Here is a 16,298-nt window from a genome sequence, read left to right as displayed (position 1 = left end):
TATATTTTTTACTCTGCATAGTCCATAAATTTATCAAAAATATAATTATTATCTTGTGGTCCTGGACATGCTTCTGGATGGAACTGTACTGAAAATATAGGCAAACTTTTATGTTTCATTCCCTCTATTGTACCGTCATTTACACTGATATGAGTTATTTCCATATCCTTGGGAACAACGTCTACAAAATATCCATGATTTTGTGAAGTTATATAAACTTTATTTTCTTTTAAATCTTTAACGGATGGTTGCATCCTCTATGTCCAAATTTAAGCTTTGATGTTTTTCCACCTAAACTTAAAGCTAAAAGTTGATGTCCTAAGCAAATACCTACAATAGGTTTTTTCCCTATTAGAATTTTTATATTTTCTATAATTCCTGTTAAATCTTCTGGATTACCAGGACCATTAGATAAAAATATTAGATTAGGATTTACTTTTAATATTTCTTCTGCTTTTGTATTAGCTGGAAAAACTGTTATATGGCATCCTCTATTTAGAAAAGATCTTATAATGTTTTGTTTTATACCGAAATCCATTATAGCAACATGCTTTCCATTTCCCTTAAATTCGTATTTTTCTTTAACAGTAACTTTTTCTACAGCATGATTATTTGAAAAAGCCTTCAATTTTTCTTTAACTTCTTCATAATTACTATCATCTAAGGTTATTATTCCTTTCATTGTTCCATTAGTTCTTAAGATCTTTGTTAATGCTCTTGTGTCTATTCCTTCCAATCCTATAATATTATTTTGTTTTAAATAATCTTTTAATTCTACTTCTGATCTAAAATTACTTGAAACATCACATTTTTCTTTAACTATGAGACCTTTGATTTTAATTGAATTAGATTCAATATCTTCTAAGTTTATACCATAATTCCCTATAAGTGGATATGTCATGGTAACAATCTGACCATAATAGGAGGGATCTGTAAGAATTTCTTGATATCCAGTCATTCCAGTATTAAATACAACTTCTCCAATACTGTCTTTTAAACATCCAAATGATGTTCCTTGAAATGTTATGCCATTTTCTAATATAAGTTTTGCTTTCATTAATAGGCCTCCCTTTATTTTGTCAGTAAATATACACTTTATAAAATTTTTTAAACAAAAAGAGCAATAAAAAAGATTAATTTAAAAATAATCTTTCTTATTGCTTTTTATATAAATATTCTTTTTTTCGTATCACAAAAAAACTTATTCATAAAACATCATACCTCTTTCTAGTCTCACGGGACCAATTTAAAGTGTATTCTTTACTTCAATATTTTATTTTGTTAATTATAATTTATAAATATAAATATGTCAAGCTTTAACATGTATATTTATTTATATATTATTTCTAATTTATAGGAAGTTGACATAAATATATAATATAGAGTACGTAAAGTTATTATTAGATTTTTATAAGTAACTATAATATAAAATAATCACAAAAATTTATATGAATTTAATAGCTTTAGATCTGTTCCCTTTACAACATTCTATTTTTTTGCTTATGTATATACTAATTGGTAAAATTATGTTATACTAAAAAAGTAAAAAATTTCAAATTCCGTAGAAAGGATGGCTACGGTGGTTGTACGTTTTCCACCTTGGGCTATAGGGTTTTTACTACTATAGCTTAAGGGGGTGGTATTGGATATGCTTGAACTTTTAATAAAAGGAACCATTGTTGTTTATATTATTCGTTTAATATTAAAGCACAATCTTTTTATTTCAACTATAAAAATCAAGATTAGATTTCTTGGTTTAGATATAGAAGTTAATAGCAAAGAGAAAAAGCACCCATCCTGCAAAGACTAGTGCTTTAAACTCTCATTTAACATAGTTATAAGTTAAAAATCCAATAGCCCTAAAACAACAACACCATTAAGTTGGTGAACAGTTTATCTTAAATAATAAATTTGAGATTTCTGTTTAAAAACGTTCTAGGATTGGCTTAGTGTTCTCAGCACTAAGCCTTTTCTTAATTAAATTTTAAAAAGCTTATTTTAAAATTTAATTGTGAATTTTGTATAAAATAATATATTTTATATAGATTACATTATATATTATATCAAAAATTCTATAAAAATAAACATATAAACTTAATTAATGTAAAAATTTTACTACTCTAAATATATTATATTCATATATGATATTTTAAGTACTATAAAAATTCTAAAATATAATATTTTTTATTAGCATCCCTATTTTTTATTTATTGTAAAATTAAGATAATTATTACACAAATCTAAAAAATATAATGTGTATTCATTCTATTCAATAAACAAGTTTAAAAAATCCATTTTAACTAAATAAGTATATTAATCATCTTTTATTAAACACTTTAGTTAGGCAATTTCAAAAGCTAAATTACCTATTGAGACTATATTATACTTATTATGATATATTATCCATATAATATGAAAACACTTGCCCAATTTTATATGATGAATTTTTAAAAACTCTAAGGGATTTTTAGCTCACATAAAATATCTTTTAGTTCAATATTCTGTTTTGATTTTTCATATATAAAGCACACAAGTGCTTTTGCCGTCAGGCTGTTTAGATATTTCTGAGTTTCACCTATAGTCTTAAAATCTCCGTGGTTGGAACTAACTCTAAATAATTGTAAAAAATTATAGATTAAGAATACTATAAGAAAATATCGTTCTATAGACAAAATGCTACGCATTCTATATTTATCAAAAGCTAAATTGCTTTTTAAATATTTATATGAAGTTTCTATAGTCCATCTGTGAGAATAATATTTAATTATAGTTTCTGCATTTAATAAGATGTCGGTAGACAGCAAATATACTGGGTTCTTGAATCCATCATGGGTGACTTCATAGCAAATAAGTATTTTAGCATAAGGGAATTTAGAAACATTACCTTCATAGGTATATACTCTATAGTCCTTACCTTCAACTGTAACAAGGTCTAAGGTGTTAGGACTAAGGAATTTTTCAAATTTTGATAACTGCATTGAAATTCCTAATGGAGATATTTTTCTGTTAGATTTAATTGCTCCTATTAGGTGGTAGCCCTTTGCTAAAGATGCTTCTATTAAATTATTATTTGTATACCATGAATCCATAAGACAATACATTTTTTCACAATTAGATGGAGTTTTAAAAGAAGTTATAAAATTTTTTGCAATATCAATCTTAGATTTAAAATTTTTATTTAAATCTTTGCAAAATTCCTTTTTATAGTAAGGTTTATATTGTAAAGGAATAGATTTATCATTTACAACAAAATTTGAAGTAACCACACAATGTGACCAAATATTTTTGTCTTCTGTATGAGAGTAATTATAAGATAATCCTTGCATTTTCTTTGCTGATTTCTTGGGATTTACAGTATCATCTATAATCAAAAACCCTACGGATTTAGGTTTAATATTATGCTCAAGGAAAAAGTTTAAATAGCTAATTCTATTGTTGTTCAGAAGACTATGGTCCCATTTAGAATGGCTTAAAAATCTATAAATACAACTTTTGTCTTTTGAATGCAACACATTTTTAGCAATTTCAGATAAAGTTTTAGTGCCAGGTAAATTAATTAATCCATTGGCAATATTGGTTAAATGATTAAATTGAGGCTTAGACATTCCATAATTTACATCATTTAAGTAATTGTAAAGTTCATTATTAATGGATACAATATTAGTACTTGGCATACTTTTTACCTCCTGTGTTTATATTTGTATGGTAACTTTTATATAACACAGTGAGAGAAAGTATGCCATATTTATTTTTTGGTAGTTTTACCAATTTAGATTTTTATTTTGCATAACTAAAGTTAAACATATATTTTATAATATAATTATATGTTACTAAAAAATTTTTTTCAATAAAATCAGTGATAATATAATAAAATAATGTATAAATATAATCAGTATTTAAAATTAATACAGAAATTAGTTAAAATTAAGTGAATAAATTATGTATTATTATATTATCTTAGTTGTCCAATTTTCACAATTCCATGTTTCTGTCACTATATCTTCATAAAACTCTTTTTCGTGACAAACTAAAAGTATAGACCCTTTATATTCTTTTAATGCTCTTTTTAATTCTTCTTTTGCTTCTACATCTAGATGATTAGTAGGTTCATCTAATATTAATATATTTGTTTCTCTATTTAGTATTTTACAAAGTCTTACCTTTGCCGCTTCTCCACCAGACAATACCACTATTTTAGATTCTAATTGTTTAGTAGTTAATCCGCATTTTGCCAGAGCTGACCTTATTTCGTATTGAGTAAACGCAGGAAATTCTTTCCATACTTCATCTATGCATGTATTATAATTAGAGTCTCTTTCCTCTTGTTCAAAATATCCTATGTATTGATAATCTCCTAAAGTAACTTCTCCCTCCAGTGGTTTTATGGATCCTAGTAAACTTTTTAGTAGAGTAGTTTTTCCAAGACCATTAGCTCCTACTAAGGCTATTTTTTCACCTCTTTCCATTTGTATATTTAAAGGTTTTGTTAAAGGTGAATCATATCCTATAACTAAATCTTTCGTTTCAAATATAATTTTACCTGAAGCTCTAGCTTGTTTAAAATTAAATTCTGGCTTTGGTTTATCTTTTGTAAGCTCTATTTTGTCTATTTTATCCAATTGTTTTTGCCTAGATCTTGCCATACCTACCGTAGAAACTCTAGCCTTATTTCTTGATATAAAATCCTCTAGTTTAGATATTTCTGCCTGTTGTCTTTCATAGGCTGCTTCTAGTCTTTTTTTATTTTCTTCATATATTCTTCTGAATTCATTATAATCACCTACATAACGAGTAAGTCTTTTATTTTCTACATGATAAATTAAATTTATTACCTCATTTAAAAATGGTATATCATGTGATATCAAAATAAATGCATTTTCATAACTTCTAAGGTAATTTTTAAGCCATACTATATGATTTTCGTCTAAATAATTTGTAGGTTCATCTAATAGTAATATATCTGGATTTTCTAAGAGCAGTTTCGCTAAAAGTATCTTTGTTCTTTGTCCCCCAGATAAATCAGATACATCCTTGTCTAAACCTATATCAGAAATGCCAAGTCCCCTTGCTATTTCTTCTATCTTAGCATCTATTATGTAAAAATCATTATGATCTAACATATCTTGAATTATAGCTGTTCTATCTAACATTTTTGTCATCTCTTCTTCTGATACATCACCCATCTTCATATATAGATCATTCATTTCTTTTTCAAGATTAAATAAATAGTGAAAAGCTTCCCTTAAAACTTCTCTAATTGTTTTACCCTTTGTAAGATTTGCATGTTGATCCATATATCCAACTCTTACATCTTTTGCCCATTGAATTTTACCCTCATCAGGCATTAATTTCCCTGTTATTATATTCATAAATGTAGACTTACCTTCCCCATTAGCTCCAATAAGCCCCACATGTTCTCCTTTTAAAAGTCTAAAGGATACCTCTTGAAAAATGGCTCTATCCCCAAATCCATGATTAATATCCTTAACTGTTAATATACTCATATGTAAAAATCCTCCTGAAAATATAATCTAAAATAAACTTTAATTTATAAATAACCCATTGTCAATAATTTATTAAAAAATGCTTATATTTCTAATATTTTTAAACACAAAAATAAGAGAGCTTAAACATTAAAGACAATGAGTATTAAGATCATAAATATAAGCTCTCTTATTCTTATTAAATAATTTATATACTTAGAAGGCTTAAAAATTTAATTTTAAATTATAAACTAATTGCAATTATATAGTATAGTTCTTATATTTTTATGAAGTGGCTTGTACTTAAATTTCTACTAGTATTATCTAACCTTATATTTTGTATGAAGAAGCTCATGTGCTTTTTTCCCATAAGGCTTACCTAAATATTCTTCGTAAAGCTTTTTTATATATGGATTTTCATGGGATTTTCTTATTTCTTTGTTTCTATCTTCTTTATATAATGCTTCTGTTCTCTTTTTTAATATATTTGTATTACCATGAATATAAGGTTGCCCACCACCATCTACGCAGCCTGATGGACATGCCATAATTTCTATCATGTGATAAGTAGATTTACCATTTTTTATATCCGTTAAAAGTTTTCTAGCATTACCAAGACCACTAGCTATAGCCACTTTAACTTCTATATCTTTTATATTTATTGAAGCTTCCCTTATACCTTCTTGTCCCCGTATTTTGGTGAACTCTACATTTTCTAAAGTATCTCCAGTAACCCATTCATACGAAGTTCTTAAAGCTGCTTCCATCACGCCTCCGGTAGTACCAAAAAGTACTGAAGCCCCAGTAGATTCTCCTAGAGGATTATCAAAATTATCCTCATAAAGAGAATTAAAATCTATACCTGCTTCTATTATCATTTTAGCTAACTCTCTAGTACTTATAACAATATCTACATCAGGAATTCCATTTCTATTCATTTCTTCTCTTTTTGCTTCATATTTTTTTGCAAGACATGGCATTACAGACACTAATATAATATCTTTAGGGTTGATCTTCATTTTTTCAGCAAGATAACTTTTAGCTATAGCTCCAAACATTTGTTGAGGAGATTTACATGTAGATGGTATATCCATTAAATCGCTAAAGTTATGTTCAAAAAACTTTATCCACCCTGGACAACAACTTGTAAGCATTGGAAGAGCCCCTCCATGTTGTAATCTATGAATAAATTCTGAGGCCTCTTCTATAATAGTTAGATCTGCTGCGAAGTCTGTATCAAAAACCTTATGAAATCCCAATTGACGAAGAGCTGCTACCATTTTTCCTGTAACAGATGTTCCATATTCTAATCCAAATTCTTCACCTAAAGCTGCTCTAATTGCTGGAGCTGTCTGAACAATAACAATTTTATCTTTTTTAGATAACGCATCCCAAACTTTCCCTGTATTATTTACTTCTGTTAAAGCTCCTGTTGGACAAACTGAAACACATTGACCACAAAAAGTACAATTAGTGTTTTTTATAGCTTCTGAAAAAGCAGGTGCTACTATAGTTTCAAATCCTCTGCCAATTGCAGATAATGTACCTACAGTTTGTACTTCATTACACATGGTTATGCATCTTCTACAAAGTATACATTTATCCATATCTCTCACTATTGAATAGCTGGAAACATCTATAGGATACATTGATATTTCACCTTGATATCTCATTTCTCTTATGCCCATATCTGCGGCTAATTTTTGCAACTCACATTTTGTATTTTTTTCGCAAAGTAAACAATCCTTTGGGTGATCGGATAAAAGTAACTCTACTATAGTTCTTCTAGCTTTTATAGCTCTTATAGAATTAGTTTTCACTACCATACCTTCTGCTACAGGAGTGCAACAGGCTGGTGCTAAATTTTTTCTTTCCTCTATTTCTACTACACATACTCTACAGGAACCTGGTTTATTTTCTGTTTTATTATCATTAAGATGAAAATTACACAAAGTAGGTATATTTATATTTAAAAACTTTGCAGCAGTTAATATACTAGTTCCTTTTTCTACTTTAAGCTCTTTTTCATTTATATTTAAAGTTATTAAGCTCATTATATTCACCTCTTTATTACTATTTTTTTATAATTGCTCTAACAGGACAAGCACTATAACAGTTTCCACATTTAATACATTTGTCTTGATTTATAAAATGCTTCTCTTTAACTTTTCCCATTATACAAGATACTGGACATCCTCTTGAACATTTAGTACACCCAATACATGTATCTGTAATTTCATAATGAAGTAAATTTTTACAAGTACCTGACGGGCATTTTTTTTCATTAACATGGGATTCATATTCATCCATGAAATATCTCATAGTACTTAACACTGGATTTGGAGCAGTTTGTCCTAATCCACATAAGGAGGTATCTTTTATGATGTGTGATAACTCACTTAACTTATTTAAATCCTCTTTTGAACCTTTGCCATTAGTTATATTTATTAAAGTTTCTAATAGTCTTTTATTACCTACCCTACACGGAGTACATTTACCACAGGATTCATCTACAGTAAATTCAAGATAAAATTTTGCTATGTCCACCATGCAATTATCTTCATCCATTACAATCATTCCACCAGATCCCATCATAGAACCTATAGATGTTAGTGATTCATACTCCATAGGGATATCTAAAAGAGATGCTGGAATACATCCACCTGAAGGTCCTCCTGTTTGAACTGCTTTGAATTTTTTACCGTTTTTTATTCCTCCACCTATGTCATATATTATCTCTCTTAAAGTAGTTCCCATAGGAACTTCTACTAATCCTACATTGTTTATTTTTCCTGCTAAAGCAAAAACCTTAGTACCTTTTGAGTTTTCTGTTCCTATAGATTTGTACCAATCTGATCCTCTATTTATTATGGCAGGTATATTTGCTAAAGTTTCTACATTATTTACTATCGTTGATCTATGCCAAAGACCTGATTCTGCAGGAAATGGGGGCTTAAAGGTAGGTTCTCCTCTTTCTCCCTCTATAGAATGTATTAATGCAGTTTCTTCTCCACACACAAAAGCACCTGCACCATACTTTATTTGTATATTAAAACTAAAATTTGTACCTAAAATATTTTCTCCTAAAAGACCCCATTCTTTGGCTTGATTCATAGCTATCTTTAATCTATTTACAGCTAAAGGATATTCTGCTCTTATATATATGCATCCTTCAGAAGCGCCTATAGCATAACCAGCTATAGCCATAGCTTCAATTATACTATGAGGATCTCCCTCTAATATAGAACGATCCATAAAAGCACCTGGATCGCCTTCATCTGCATTACAAATTATATATTTAATAGAACTATCATCCATTCGACCGAAACTCCATTTTTTGCCTGTTGAGAAGCCACCACCACCTCTTCCTCTAAGCCCTGAATCAGTTATTAATTTTATTAACTTTTCTCGAGTCATTTCATTTAAAACTTTACCTAAAGCTAAATATCCCTCTGAACCAATACATTCTTTTATATCTTCTGGATTTATAAGTCCGCAATTTCTAAGAGCGATTCTTTTTTGCTTCTTATAAAAAGACATTTCATCTTGTCTTTTTACCTTTTGTTTAAGGGTGGGTTCTTCGTAAAGTAATCTTTCTACTATTTCATCTGTAAGTAAATGCTTTTCAGCTATTTCCTTAGCATCTTCTGGTGTTACTTTAACATAAAATACGTTATCTGGATTTATTTTAACTATAGGTCCTTTTTCACAAAATCCAAAACAACCAGTAATAGAAACTTTTATTTCTTCACTAAGTCCTAGTATATCTATTTCGTTTTGTAAATTTTCTACAATTTTATCACTATCAGCGGATTTACATCCTGTACCACCACATACTAATATAAGTCTTTCACATTTTTTATGTTCCACTGCTGTTTCATCTTTATGAGTAGTATGTCTACTTTTTAGCAGATCTTTATAGTCATGATGATAATTTTTCAACTCTTCATAAGAATTAATTTTTTTCATAGATATGCTCCTCCTATGCACCATATTCCTTTAATATTTCATCTACTTGATTTTTATTAAAATGTCCATATACCTTGTCATTAATTGTAACAACTGGAGCTAATCCACAGGCACCTACACATCTTAAAACTTGTAGAGTAAATTTACCAGTTTGAGTGGTTTCACCTACTTTTATATCTAATTTCTTTTCAAATTCTGAAAGTATCTCTCCAGCTCCCTTTACAAAGCAAGCTGTGCCCATACAGACGTTTATAACGGTTTCACCATTTGGTTCTGTAGTGAAATAAGAATAAAATGTTATAACACCATAAACCTTAGAAACAGGAATGTTTAACTTTTTAGCTACAAATTCTTGGACTTCATTTGGAAGATATCCAAAAATATGTTGCGCTTTATGTAGAACTTGTATAAGGGAACCTTTCTTATTGGATATATTATTGATATATTGTTCTAGTTCTTCAAATTTAGTATTTATTAATTCATTAGAACACATAGCTATACTCCCCTTCCCATATTTAAAAAACTTATTTATTTTTTTTATTTTATATTATACTATAAATTCTTTAGAAAATTAACACATTTCAGAAAATTAATTAATGCAAAAGGCTATTCATTCATTTAAACAGTGTTTTATTGAAATTTAAATATATTTGCTTGTATTATTGATAATCATTTATCAATAATTATTCATTTTTTAACTAAAAACATAATAAATCAATATGAATTTTCCATAATAAAAAAACTGTGGTTATAAAAAAATATTATAATTTTTAAACTACAGTTTTTTTATTATGGAATTTTATTATACATAAATATAATCCTATTGATAACTAATTTAAATGTCTTGGTTTAATTTTATAGAAATATCTAATAAATCTTGTTTTTTGTCTATTATACTTGTCCATCTTTTCGGCAAAGCACTATATCCATAATATACTCCTGCTAACCCTCCGGTTATTGATCCTATACTTCCACATGCATCTCCACTTAAATTTACGGCTTCACATATAGCCTCTTCTGCAGAATTTGTGTTCATAAATGTCCAAACTGCACATATTAATGAATCTACTACAAATAAAGATGAATTTAATGTGTATTTATTTATACTCATTATTTGTTGAAATTCACTAAATTCTTTAAGTGCCAATTTTAAGGCATCATTTTTATTATATTTATTCATATAATAGTAGATTAGTGTATTATAAAAACAACAAGCCCTTTCATTAATTTTGCTTCTATGAGTTATCTGGGTTTGTTTCTTTGTCATTTTCATTATATCATCATAATTTTTATAATATAAAGCTACTGGTAAACTCCTTTTTAATGCTCCATTTCCATTACCACCAAATTGACCAGCTAATACTTCACTAGTATGTAAACTTGCTTCATGCCAATTTTTGCACTCTAAGAATTTCTCAATAGTACACTTTATAGTTACTCCTCCATACTTTATTAAATCTTTATATACTTTTATAAATTCATCTCCTATTTTATCTTTGGGATCTTTTGGGCTATTTAATATTCCTTTGGCTACACATAGCATCATTAAAGTACTATCTACTGTACATCCTGGTTTCAAATCAAAAACTCCACCACCAACTATTTCTTTTAAGTATCCATACTTATTAATTTCTTCCTTATTTAGATTTTCTAATGTTAATCCTAAGGCTTCGCCACAAGCTACTCCTAATAATCCTCCTAGTATTCTAGTTCTTGTATCCATATTAACGCCCTCCAAACTACAAAATAAATTTATTTGTTTTTTATTATAACATATAATTTCGCTATAAATAATATTGATAAATCAAAGTTTAGACGATTTTAAAATTCTTCAATATATTAATTGCTTTTTATGTATTTTATAGTATTATGTAGCTTGTAAAATTTATTACAATATAGTAAAATTTATAAAGCACATAGAGGTTATTATTAGCCATATTGGAGGTTAAGAAGGTGACAAGAAATAAAAAAATACCATTTTTAGAGTTTATCCCTATAATAATTATATCTTTTTTACTTTTAAAATTTATAAACAATATAGAAGATATTTATTCTTTTATAAAATCTTTTGTATCATTATTAATTCCTTTTATATGGGCTTTTGGAATTGCTTATATATTAAATCCATTAATGAAATACTTTCAAAGTAAATTTAAATTTAAAAGGATTGTTAGTATTATAATAACTTACATAATTGTAATAGGATTTTTAATATTATTTGTAAACACATTTGTTCCTAAGATCATAAAGAATATCGGTGATCTTTTTAGTCATAGTCCAGATTATATTAATCAGACTATTAAGTGGTTTAACAATAATGTAAAATATTCAAAGGTATATAGTATATTAATGGAGAACTCTCAAATAAGTAGTAATATCCCAAATTTATTAAATAATATATCTAATTTGACTAATACATTCATAAATACATTTTTAAATACTACAATAAAATTCACTTCATTTTTACTTAAATTTGTATTTGGATTGATTATTTCTATATACTTTTTATTGGATAAAGAAAGTCTTATAGGAAATTTTAAAAAATTTATATTAGCATTGTTTGGTGAAAAAAAATATTGCAAAATTTTAAGTTTTTTTAAAGAAGTGGATGTGGTTTTTTCAAAATACATAATAGGCAAATCTATAGATTCTTTAATAATAGGTCTAATGTGCTTTGTAGGACTAACTATCATGAAAGTTCCTTACGCTGCTTTAATATCTTTTATTGTTGGAATTACAAATATGATTCCTTATTTTGGGCCTTTCATAGGAATGATTCCTGCTTTTATAATAACATTATTTTTTAACTATATAAAAGCAATGTGGGTATTAATCTTTATAATAATACTTCAACAATTTGATGGTTGGTATTTAGGACCTAAAATTCTTGGAAATCAAGTTGGATTAAGTCCAATATGGATAATATTTGCTATAACCATTGGGGGCGGAACTTTTGGTGTAATGGGAATGTTTTTATCTGTACCTATTGCAGCCATTATAAAAATTTATTTAGATAAATACATAGAAATAAAATTAAATAAAAAATAGAAATAGTAAAGCTGTTATTTTATAACTTATTCTAAAATAACAGCTTTACTATTATTTATTAGATCTACATTTTTTCTTGTTTAAGAACCAGTTTTTTATACCACCTTTAGATAAATTATTTCCTGCTTTAAGTTTCTTAGTATATATTAATTCGTTACCATTTAATATAGAAAGAGATCCAAAATCTTCTCCCTTTTTTACTTTCCAATTTAATTCTTTAGGTTTATTTATTTTTATAGAATAATCTTTTCCATTTTTAAAGGGAATAACTATATCTTTATCTGCTATTATATTTACAGAACCTTCATCAAATACAGCTTGATCTAGAACATCACCTTTATTACATATCTTTTTAAAATCATAAGTATCTTTAACATAGTCGTGTATCTTAGCTGTTTCATTCCATCTAGGAGTACAGTTTAAAACTACTATTATAATATCATTATTATTAATTTTGGAAGATGTTACTAAACATTTTCCTGCCTTACCAGTATATCCTGTTTTAACTCCATCTGCTTCTGGTATCTTCCAAAGTATTTTGTTTATATTATGATAATCTCTTGTAAAATCGTATTCTTCTTTTTTTACATCTTTTGAAGAAACTATTTGGTTGAATATTTCATACCTTTTAGCTGTAGCTGTAGCTAGTGCTAAATCATATGCGGTAGAATAATGTTCATCTCTATCTAAGCCATGAGGGGTTACAAAGTGAGAATTCAAAAGACCTATTTCGCTAGCATATTCATTCATAAGTTTAGCAAATCCCTCTACACTTCCAGCTATTCCTTCTGCTATAGCAATAGCTGCATCATTCCCTGATCTTAGCATAAGACCATAAAGTAATTCTCTTAATGTTACTTTATCACCTTTTTTATATCCTACTACAGACCCTTTTATTTTATCTGCATTTTCAGATATTTCTATTTTTCTATCCAAGTCTCCATATTTTATTGCCACTAATGTGGTCATTATTTTTGTGGTACTTGCAATAGGAACTATTTCATTGGCTGATTTTTCATATAACACTATTCCAGTATTTTTATCCATTGCAATAGCGCATCTAGCATCAATATGAGGAGGCTTATTTTTCCTTAATTCTTCTTTTCCATAGACCTTTGTTGGTATTATTGTAATTATAAATATTGTACAAAGTATTAATATAAATTTGTTTTTTAGAGTTTTTTTCATTTTGTTCACACTCCACTTATTTTTGTATTTATTATTTATTATTTTTTAATAAGTAGTTTTGGGGTTTACTTTTTTAGTTACTTAACATAATTTTTTATATGTTTACATAAATCAATAGTTATATTTTTTAAATTTATTGGCAATAATTTATAATATTTAAATTCTAGGAGGAGTTTAACATGCTTTTTTTTATTATTTCTATATTTATAATTTTTATACTTATTCTCACTATACCTTTAAAATTAACTATTTTTTATCACAATAAGGAGCTAAATATATATTTATACAATTTTCTTTTAAAAAAACAAAACTATAAGCATAAAAATAAAGAAGATAAAAGTTTTAGTAAAAAAACTAATAATAAAAAATTTAATAATAAAAAAAATGCTTTAAAAATCACTTTAGAAAATTGTAAATTTAAGCCTAAAGTGATTATTAAAGCATTGCTAGACTATGATCTAGATGATGCAGCTTATTCAGCTATTATTTATGGATTTTTACAAAGTATATTACCTCAGATCTATAATTTTTTATGCCGAATATTTAAAGTTAAAAATTTTAATTATAATATAACTCCTCTATTTAAAAATAGGAATTTTTTAGATTTTAAGTTTAAAGGTATATTATATATAAGTTTGGTAAAAATTATATATATATATATTTCATATAAAATTAATTATAAAAATCTGAAAAAGGCATAAAATAGATTTGTTAATAAATTTTTAGAAAATAAACATTCTATTAGTAAATTATATGAGGAGGTTTTTTTATGGATAATCATCCTATTGAAAATTTAATGAAAAATACCATGGAAAGTATAAAAGATATGATAGACGTAAATACAATTGTTGGAGATGCTTTAAATAGTCCTGATGGAACTACCATTGTACCTATATCTAAAGTTTCCTTTGGATTTGCTTCAGGTGGTTCTGAATATCTATCTGAAAAACAAAATGAAAATGACATGAATTATCCTTTTGGTGGTGGTTCAGGGGCTGGTGTTACTGTAAAACCAGTAGCTTTCTTAGTTATAAAACAAGATCAAATAAGACTTTTATCTGTGGATCATAAAAATACTTATGAAAAGTTAATAGATAATGTTCCTCAAATAATGGATATGTTAAAAGACAAATTTGGATGCAATAAAAATGAAGATGATTCTACTGAAAATTCTAACTGTGATTGCAATTCCAATAATAATTAAGTGAAAAGAAAGCCCTTATACATATTCAATGGGCTTTCTTTATATTTACTTTTGTTTAACTTTCCTCTTCACCAAACTCTTTTATTAGATCTTCTAAATTGGGAATAGTTCCTATATTATCTAATCCAAAAAATTTCAAAAATTCTTCCGTAGTTCCATATAAAATAGGTCTACCTGGCACATCTAATTTACCACATTCTTTTATTATACTTTTCTCTAACAATGTATATATAGCTCTATCGCTTTTTACACCTCTTATTTCGTCTATGGCGACTCTAGTTATTGGTTGTTTATATGCAATAATTGACAATGTTTCTAATGCTGCTTGTGATAAAGATTGTCTAACATTAGTTTTTAATAGTTTTTCTACATATGTACTATTTTCAGGTTTAGTAACTAATTGAATAGACTTATTATGAATTAATAATTTTATACCTCTATGTTCATCATCATAATTTTTTTTCATATCTCTAATTAATATATCTATTTTATCTTGTTTACAATTGAGTATAGATGCTAATTCTTTTATACTAATAGGTTCTCCACTCATAAATAATAGTGATTCTATTATAGATTTATATTTATTTTTTTGAGACACCTCATTTATTTCTAATTGTTCTTGATAATTCTTATTCAACTACAACGCCTCTTTCTATATATATATCATTAAAATTGTTAGATTGGTATACTTGTATAGTTTTTAATTTTATAAGTTCTAGTATGGCTAGAAAAGTTACTACTATCTCCATTTTACAGCTACATTGTTTTATAAAATCAGAAAAAAGCCATTTTTCTTTTGAGTTTATTTTTTTACCTATATATTGTATTTTATCTTCTATTTTATATTTATCCAGATGTATTTTACCTTTAAACTCCAAATTCTCATTCATTTTATTTGAATACTGAGTAATTAAATCATTATATGTATTATATAAACTTAACATTGTTACATTTCTAAGTAATTCATCTGTTGTTGTTTCCTTATTCCTAACTTCTATAATCTCTGGTCTTTTACTAAAGGACACGCCACTAATTTTTTGACGAATTTTAAAAAATTCTGCAGCCATTTTAAATTTTTTATATTCTAAAAGCTTATTTAAAAGTTCCTTTTGAGGATCATTTTCTTCCTCCTTTTCTTCTTCTTGTTTAGGTAATAAATATTTAGATTTTATTTCAATCAAAGTAGCTGCCATAACTATAAACTCTGAAGTTATTTCCAAATCTAGCTCTTCCATTTCATTTAAGTATTGTAAATATTGATTTGTTATTTCATATATACTAACATCATATATTTCCATTTTATTTTTTTTAATCAGGTGCAATAACAAATCGAATGGTCCGTCAAAATTATGTATTTTTATATTTAATGGCATCTTTTATCTCTCCTATGTTATCTATTAAAAGTT

At 26.8% G+C, this 16,298-nt stretch carries 13 protein-coding genes and 1 pseudogene; 4 read left to right on the top strand and 10 right to left on the bottom strand.

Annotated features, from left to right (window positions below):
* Window positions 1-8: 8 nt before the first annotated feature.
* Window positions 9-1,057, bottom strand: a pseudogene (locus NGI68_RS00510) (carbamoyl phosphate synthase small subunit).
* Between the two features lie 585 nt (window positions 1,058-1,642).
* On the opposite strand from NGI68_RS00510, the gene NGI68_RS00505 reads away from it, so the two are divergent.
* Entirely contained in the window at window positions 1,643-1,810 is a 168-nt protein-coding gene (locus tag NGI68_RS00505; protein WP_251859526.1) for a hypothetical protein, read from the top strand.
* Window positions 1,811-2,456: 646 nt separating this feature from the next.
* Here the strand turns inward: NGI68_RS00505 and NGI68_RS00500 are convergent.
* From NGI68_RS00500 to NGI68_RS00475, 6 genes are all read right to left on the bottom strand, one after another.
* The gene (locus NGI68_RS00500) at window positions 2,457-3,674 is read right to left on the bottom strand and encodes an IS701 family transposase (RefSeq protein WP_251859525.1); all 1,218 of its coding nucleotides are present in this window, start codon (window positions 3,672-3,674) and stop codon (window positions 2,457-2,459) included.
* Between the two features lie 273 nt (window positions 3,675-3,947).
* A complete protein-coding gene (locus NGI68_RS00495; RefSeq protein ID WP_251859524.1) occupies window positions 3,948-5,504 on the bottom strand; it encodes an ABC-F family ATP-binding cassette domain-containing protein in 1,557 nt (518 codons plus the stop codon).
* Between the two features lie 299 nt (window positions 5,505-5,803).
* Entirely contained in the window at window positions 5,804-7,537 is a 1,734-nt protein-coding gene (locus NGI68_RS00490) for an NADH-dependent [FeFe] hydrogenase, group A6 (RefSeq protein ID WP_251859523.1), read from the bottom strand.
* A 19-nt stretch (window positions 7,538-7,556) separates the two neighbouring features.
* On the bottom strand, window positions 7,557-9,452 hold the full coding sequence (locus tag NGI68_RS00485) for an NADH-quinone oxidoreductase subunit NuoF (protein ID WP_251859522.1): 1,896 nt from the start codon (window positions 9,450-9,452) through the stop codon (window positions 7,557-7,559).
* Window positions 9,453-9,465: 13 nt separating this feature from the next.
* Window positions 9,466-9,945, bottom strand: a complete 480-nt coding sequence (gene nuoE / locus NGI68_RS00480; protein WP_251859521.1) for an NADH-quinone oxidoreductase subunit NuoE — start codon at window positions 9,943-9,945, stop codon at window positions 9,466-9,468.
* A gap of 342 nt (window positions 9,946-10,287) precedes the next feature.
* The gene (locus NGI68_RS00475; protein WP_251859520.1) at window positions 10,288-11,175 is read right to left on the bottom strand and encodes an ADP-ribosylglycohydrolase family protein; all 888 of its coding nucleotides are present in this window, start codon (window positions 11,173-11,175) and stop codon (window positions 10,288-10,290) included.
* Between the two features lie 230 nt (window positions 11,176-11,405).
* Between NGI68_RS00475 and NGI68_RS00470 the strand changes: the two genes are divergently transcribed.
* Entirely contained in the window at window positions 11,406-12,500 is a 1,095-nt protein-coding gene (locus tag NGI68_RS00470) for an AI-2E family transporter (RefSeq protein WP_251859519.1), read from the top strand.
* A gap of 51 nt (window positions 12,501-12,551) precedes the next feature.
* Here NGI68_RS00470 and NGI68_RS00465 read toward each other — a convergent pair whose 3' ends face one another.
* Window positions 12,552-13,688, bottom strand: a complete 1,137-nt coding sequence (locus NGI68_RS00465) for a D-alanyl-D-alanine carboxypeptidase family protein (RefSeq protein ID WP_251859518.1) — start codon at window positions 13,686-13,688, stop codon at window positions 12,552-12,554.
* Between the two features lie 179 nt (window positions 13,689-13,867).
* On the opposite strand from NGI68_RS00465, the gene NGI68_RS00460 reads away from it, so the two are divergent.
* Both NGI68_RS00460 and ytfJ read left to right on the top strand, forming a co-directional pair.
* Window positions 13,868-14,389, top strand: a complete 522-nt coding sequence (locus tag NGI68_RS00460; protein WP_251859517.1) for a DUF2953 domain-containing protein — start codon at window positions 13,868-13,870, stop codon at window positions 14,387-14,389.
* A gap of 68 nt (window positions 14,390-14,457) precedes the next feature.
* A complete protein-coding gene (gene ytfJ, locus NGI68_RS00455; RefSeq protein WP_251859516.1) occupies window positions 14,458-14,892 on the top strand; it encodes a GerW family sporulation protein in 435 nt (144 codons plus the stop codon).
* Between the two features lie 55 nt (window positions 14,893-14,947).
* Here ytfJ and scpB read toward each other — a convergent pair whose 3' ends face one another.
* Window positions 14,948-15,529 carry an SMC-Scp complex subunit ScpB gene (gene scpB, locus NGI68_RS00450; RefSeq protein ID WP_251859515.1) on the bottom strand — a complete coding sequence of 194 codons (582 nt, stop codon included), beginning with the start codon at window positions 15,527-15,529 and terminating at the stop codon, window positions 14,948-14,950.
* Complete coding sequence (locus NGI68_RS00445) at window positions 15,522-16,265, bottom strand: segregation/condensation protein A (protein WP_251859514.1); 744 nt, start codon at window positions 16,263-16,265, stop codon at window positions 15,522-15,524. The genes scpB and NGI68_RS00445 overlap by 8 nt, the downstream gene beginning before the upstream one ends.
* Window positions 16,266-16,298 lie beyond the last annotated feature (33 nt).

Origin of the sequence: Clostridium sp. Marseille-Q2269 (assembly GCF_943736985.1) — a bacterium.
Taxonomy (GTDB): domain Bacteria; phylum Bacillota; class Clostridia; order Clostridiales; family Clostridiaceae; genus Clostridium_F.
Note: the sequence above shows the minus strand (reverse complement) of the source record. Positions and strands in the feature narration are given on the sequence as shown.

Coding starts and splice junctions, on each gene's coding strand:
- NGI68_RS00500 (WP_251859525.1), bottom strand. CDS start 3,674: ATGCCAAGTACTAATATTGTATCCATTAATAATGAACTTTACAATTAC.
- NGI68_RS00495 (WP_251859524.1), bottom strand. CDS start 5,504: ATGAGTATATTAACAGTTAAGGATATTAATCATGGATTTGGGGATAGA.
- NGI68_RS00490 (WP_251859523.1), bottom strand. CDS start 7,537: ATGAGCTTAATAACTTTAAATATAAATGAAAAAGAGCTTAAAGTAGAA.
- NGI68_RS00485 (WP_251859522.1), bottom strand. CDS start 9,452: ATGAAAAAAATTAATTCTTATGAAGAGTTGAAAAATTATCATCATGAC.
- nuoE (WP_251859521.1), bottom strand. CDS start 9,945: ATGTGTTCTAATGAATTAATAAATACTAAATTTGAAGAACTAGAACAA.
- NGI68_RS00475 (WP_251859520.1), bottom strand. CDS start 11,175: ATGGATACAAGAACTAGAATACTAGGAGGATTATTAGGAGTAGCTTGT.
- NGI68_RS00465 (WP_251859518.1), bottom strand. CDS start 13,688: ATGAAAAAAACTCTAAAAAACAAATTTATATTAATACTTTGTACAATA.
- NGI68_RS00460 (WP_251859517.1), top strand. CDS start 13,868: ATGCTTTTTTTTATTATTTCTATATTTATAATTTTTATACTTATTCTC.
- ytfJ (WP_251859516.1), top strand. CDS start 14,458: ATGGATAATCATCCTATTGAAAATTTAATGAAAAATACCATGGAAAGT.
- NGI68_RS00445 (WP_251859514.1), bottom strand. CDS start 16,265: ATGCCATTAAATATAAAAATACATAATTTTGACGGACCATTCGATTTG.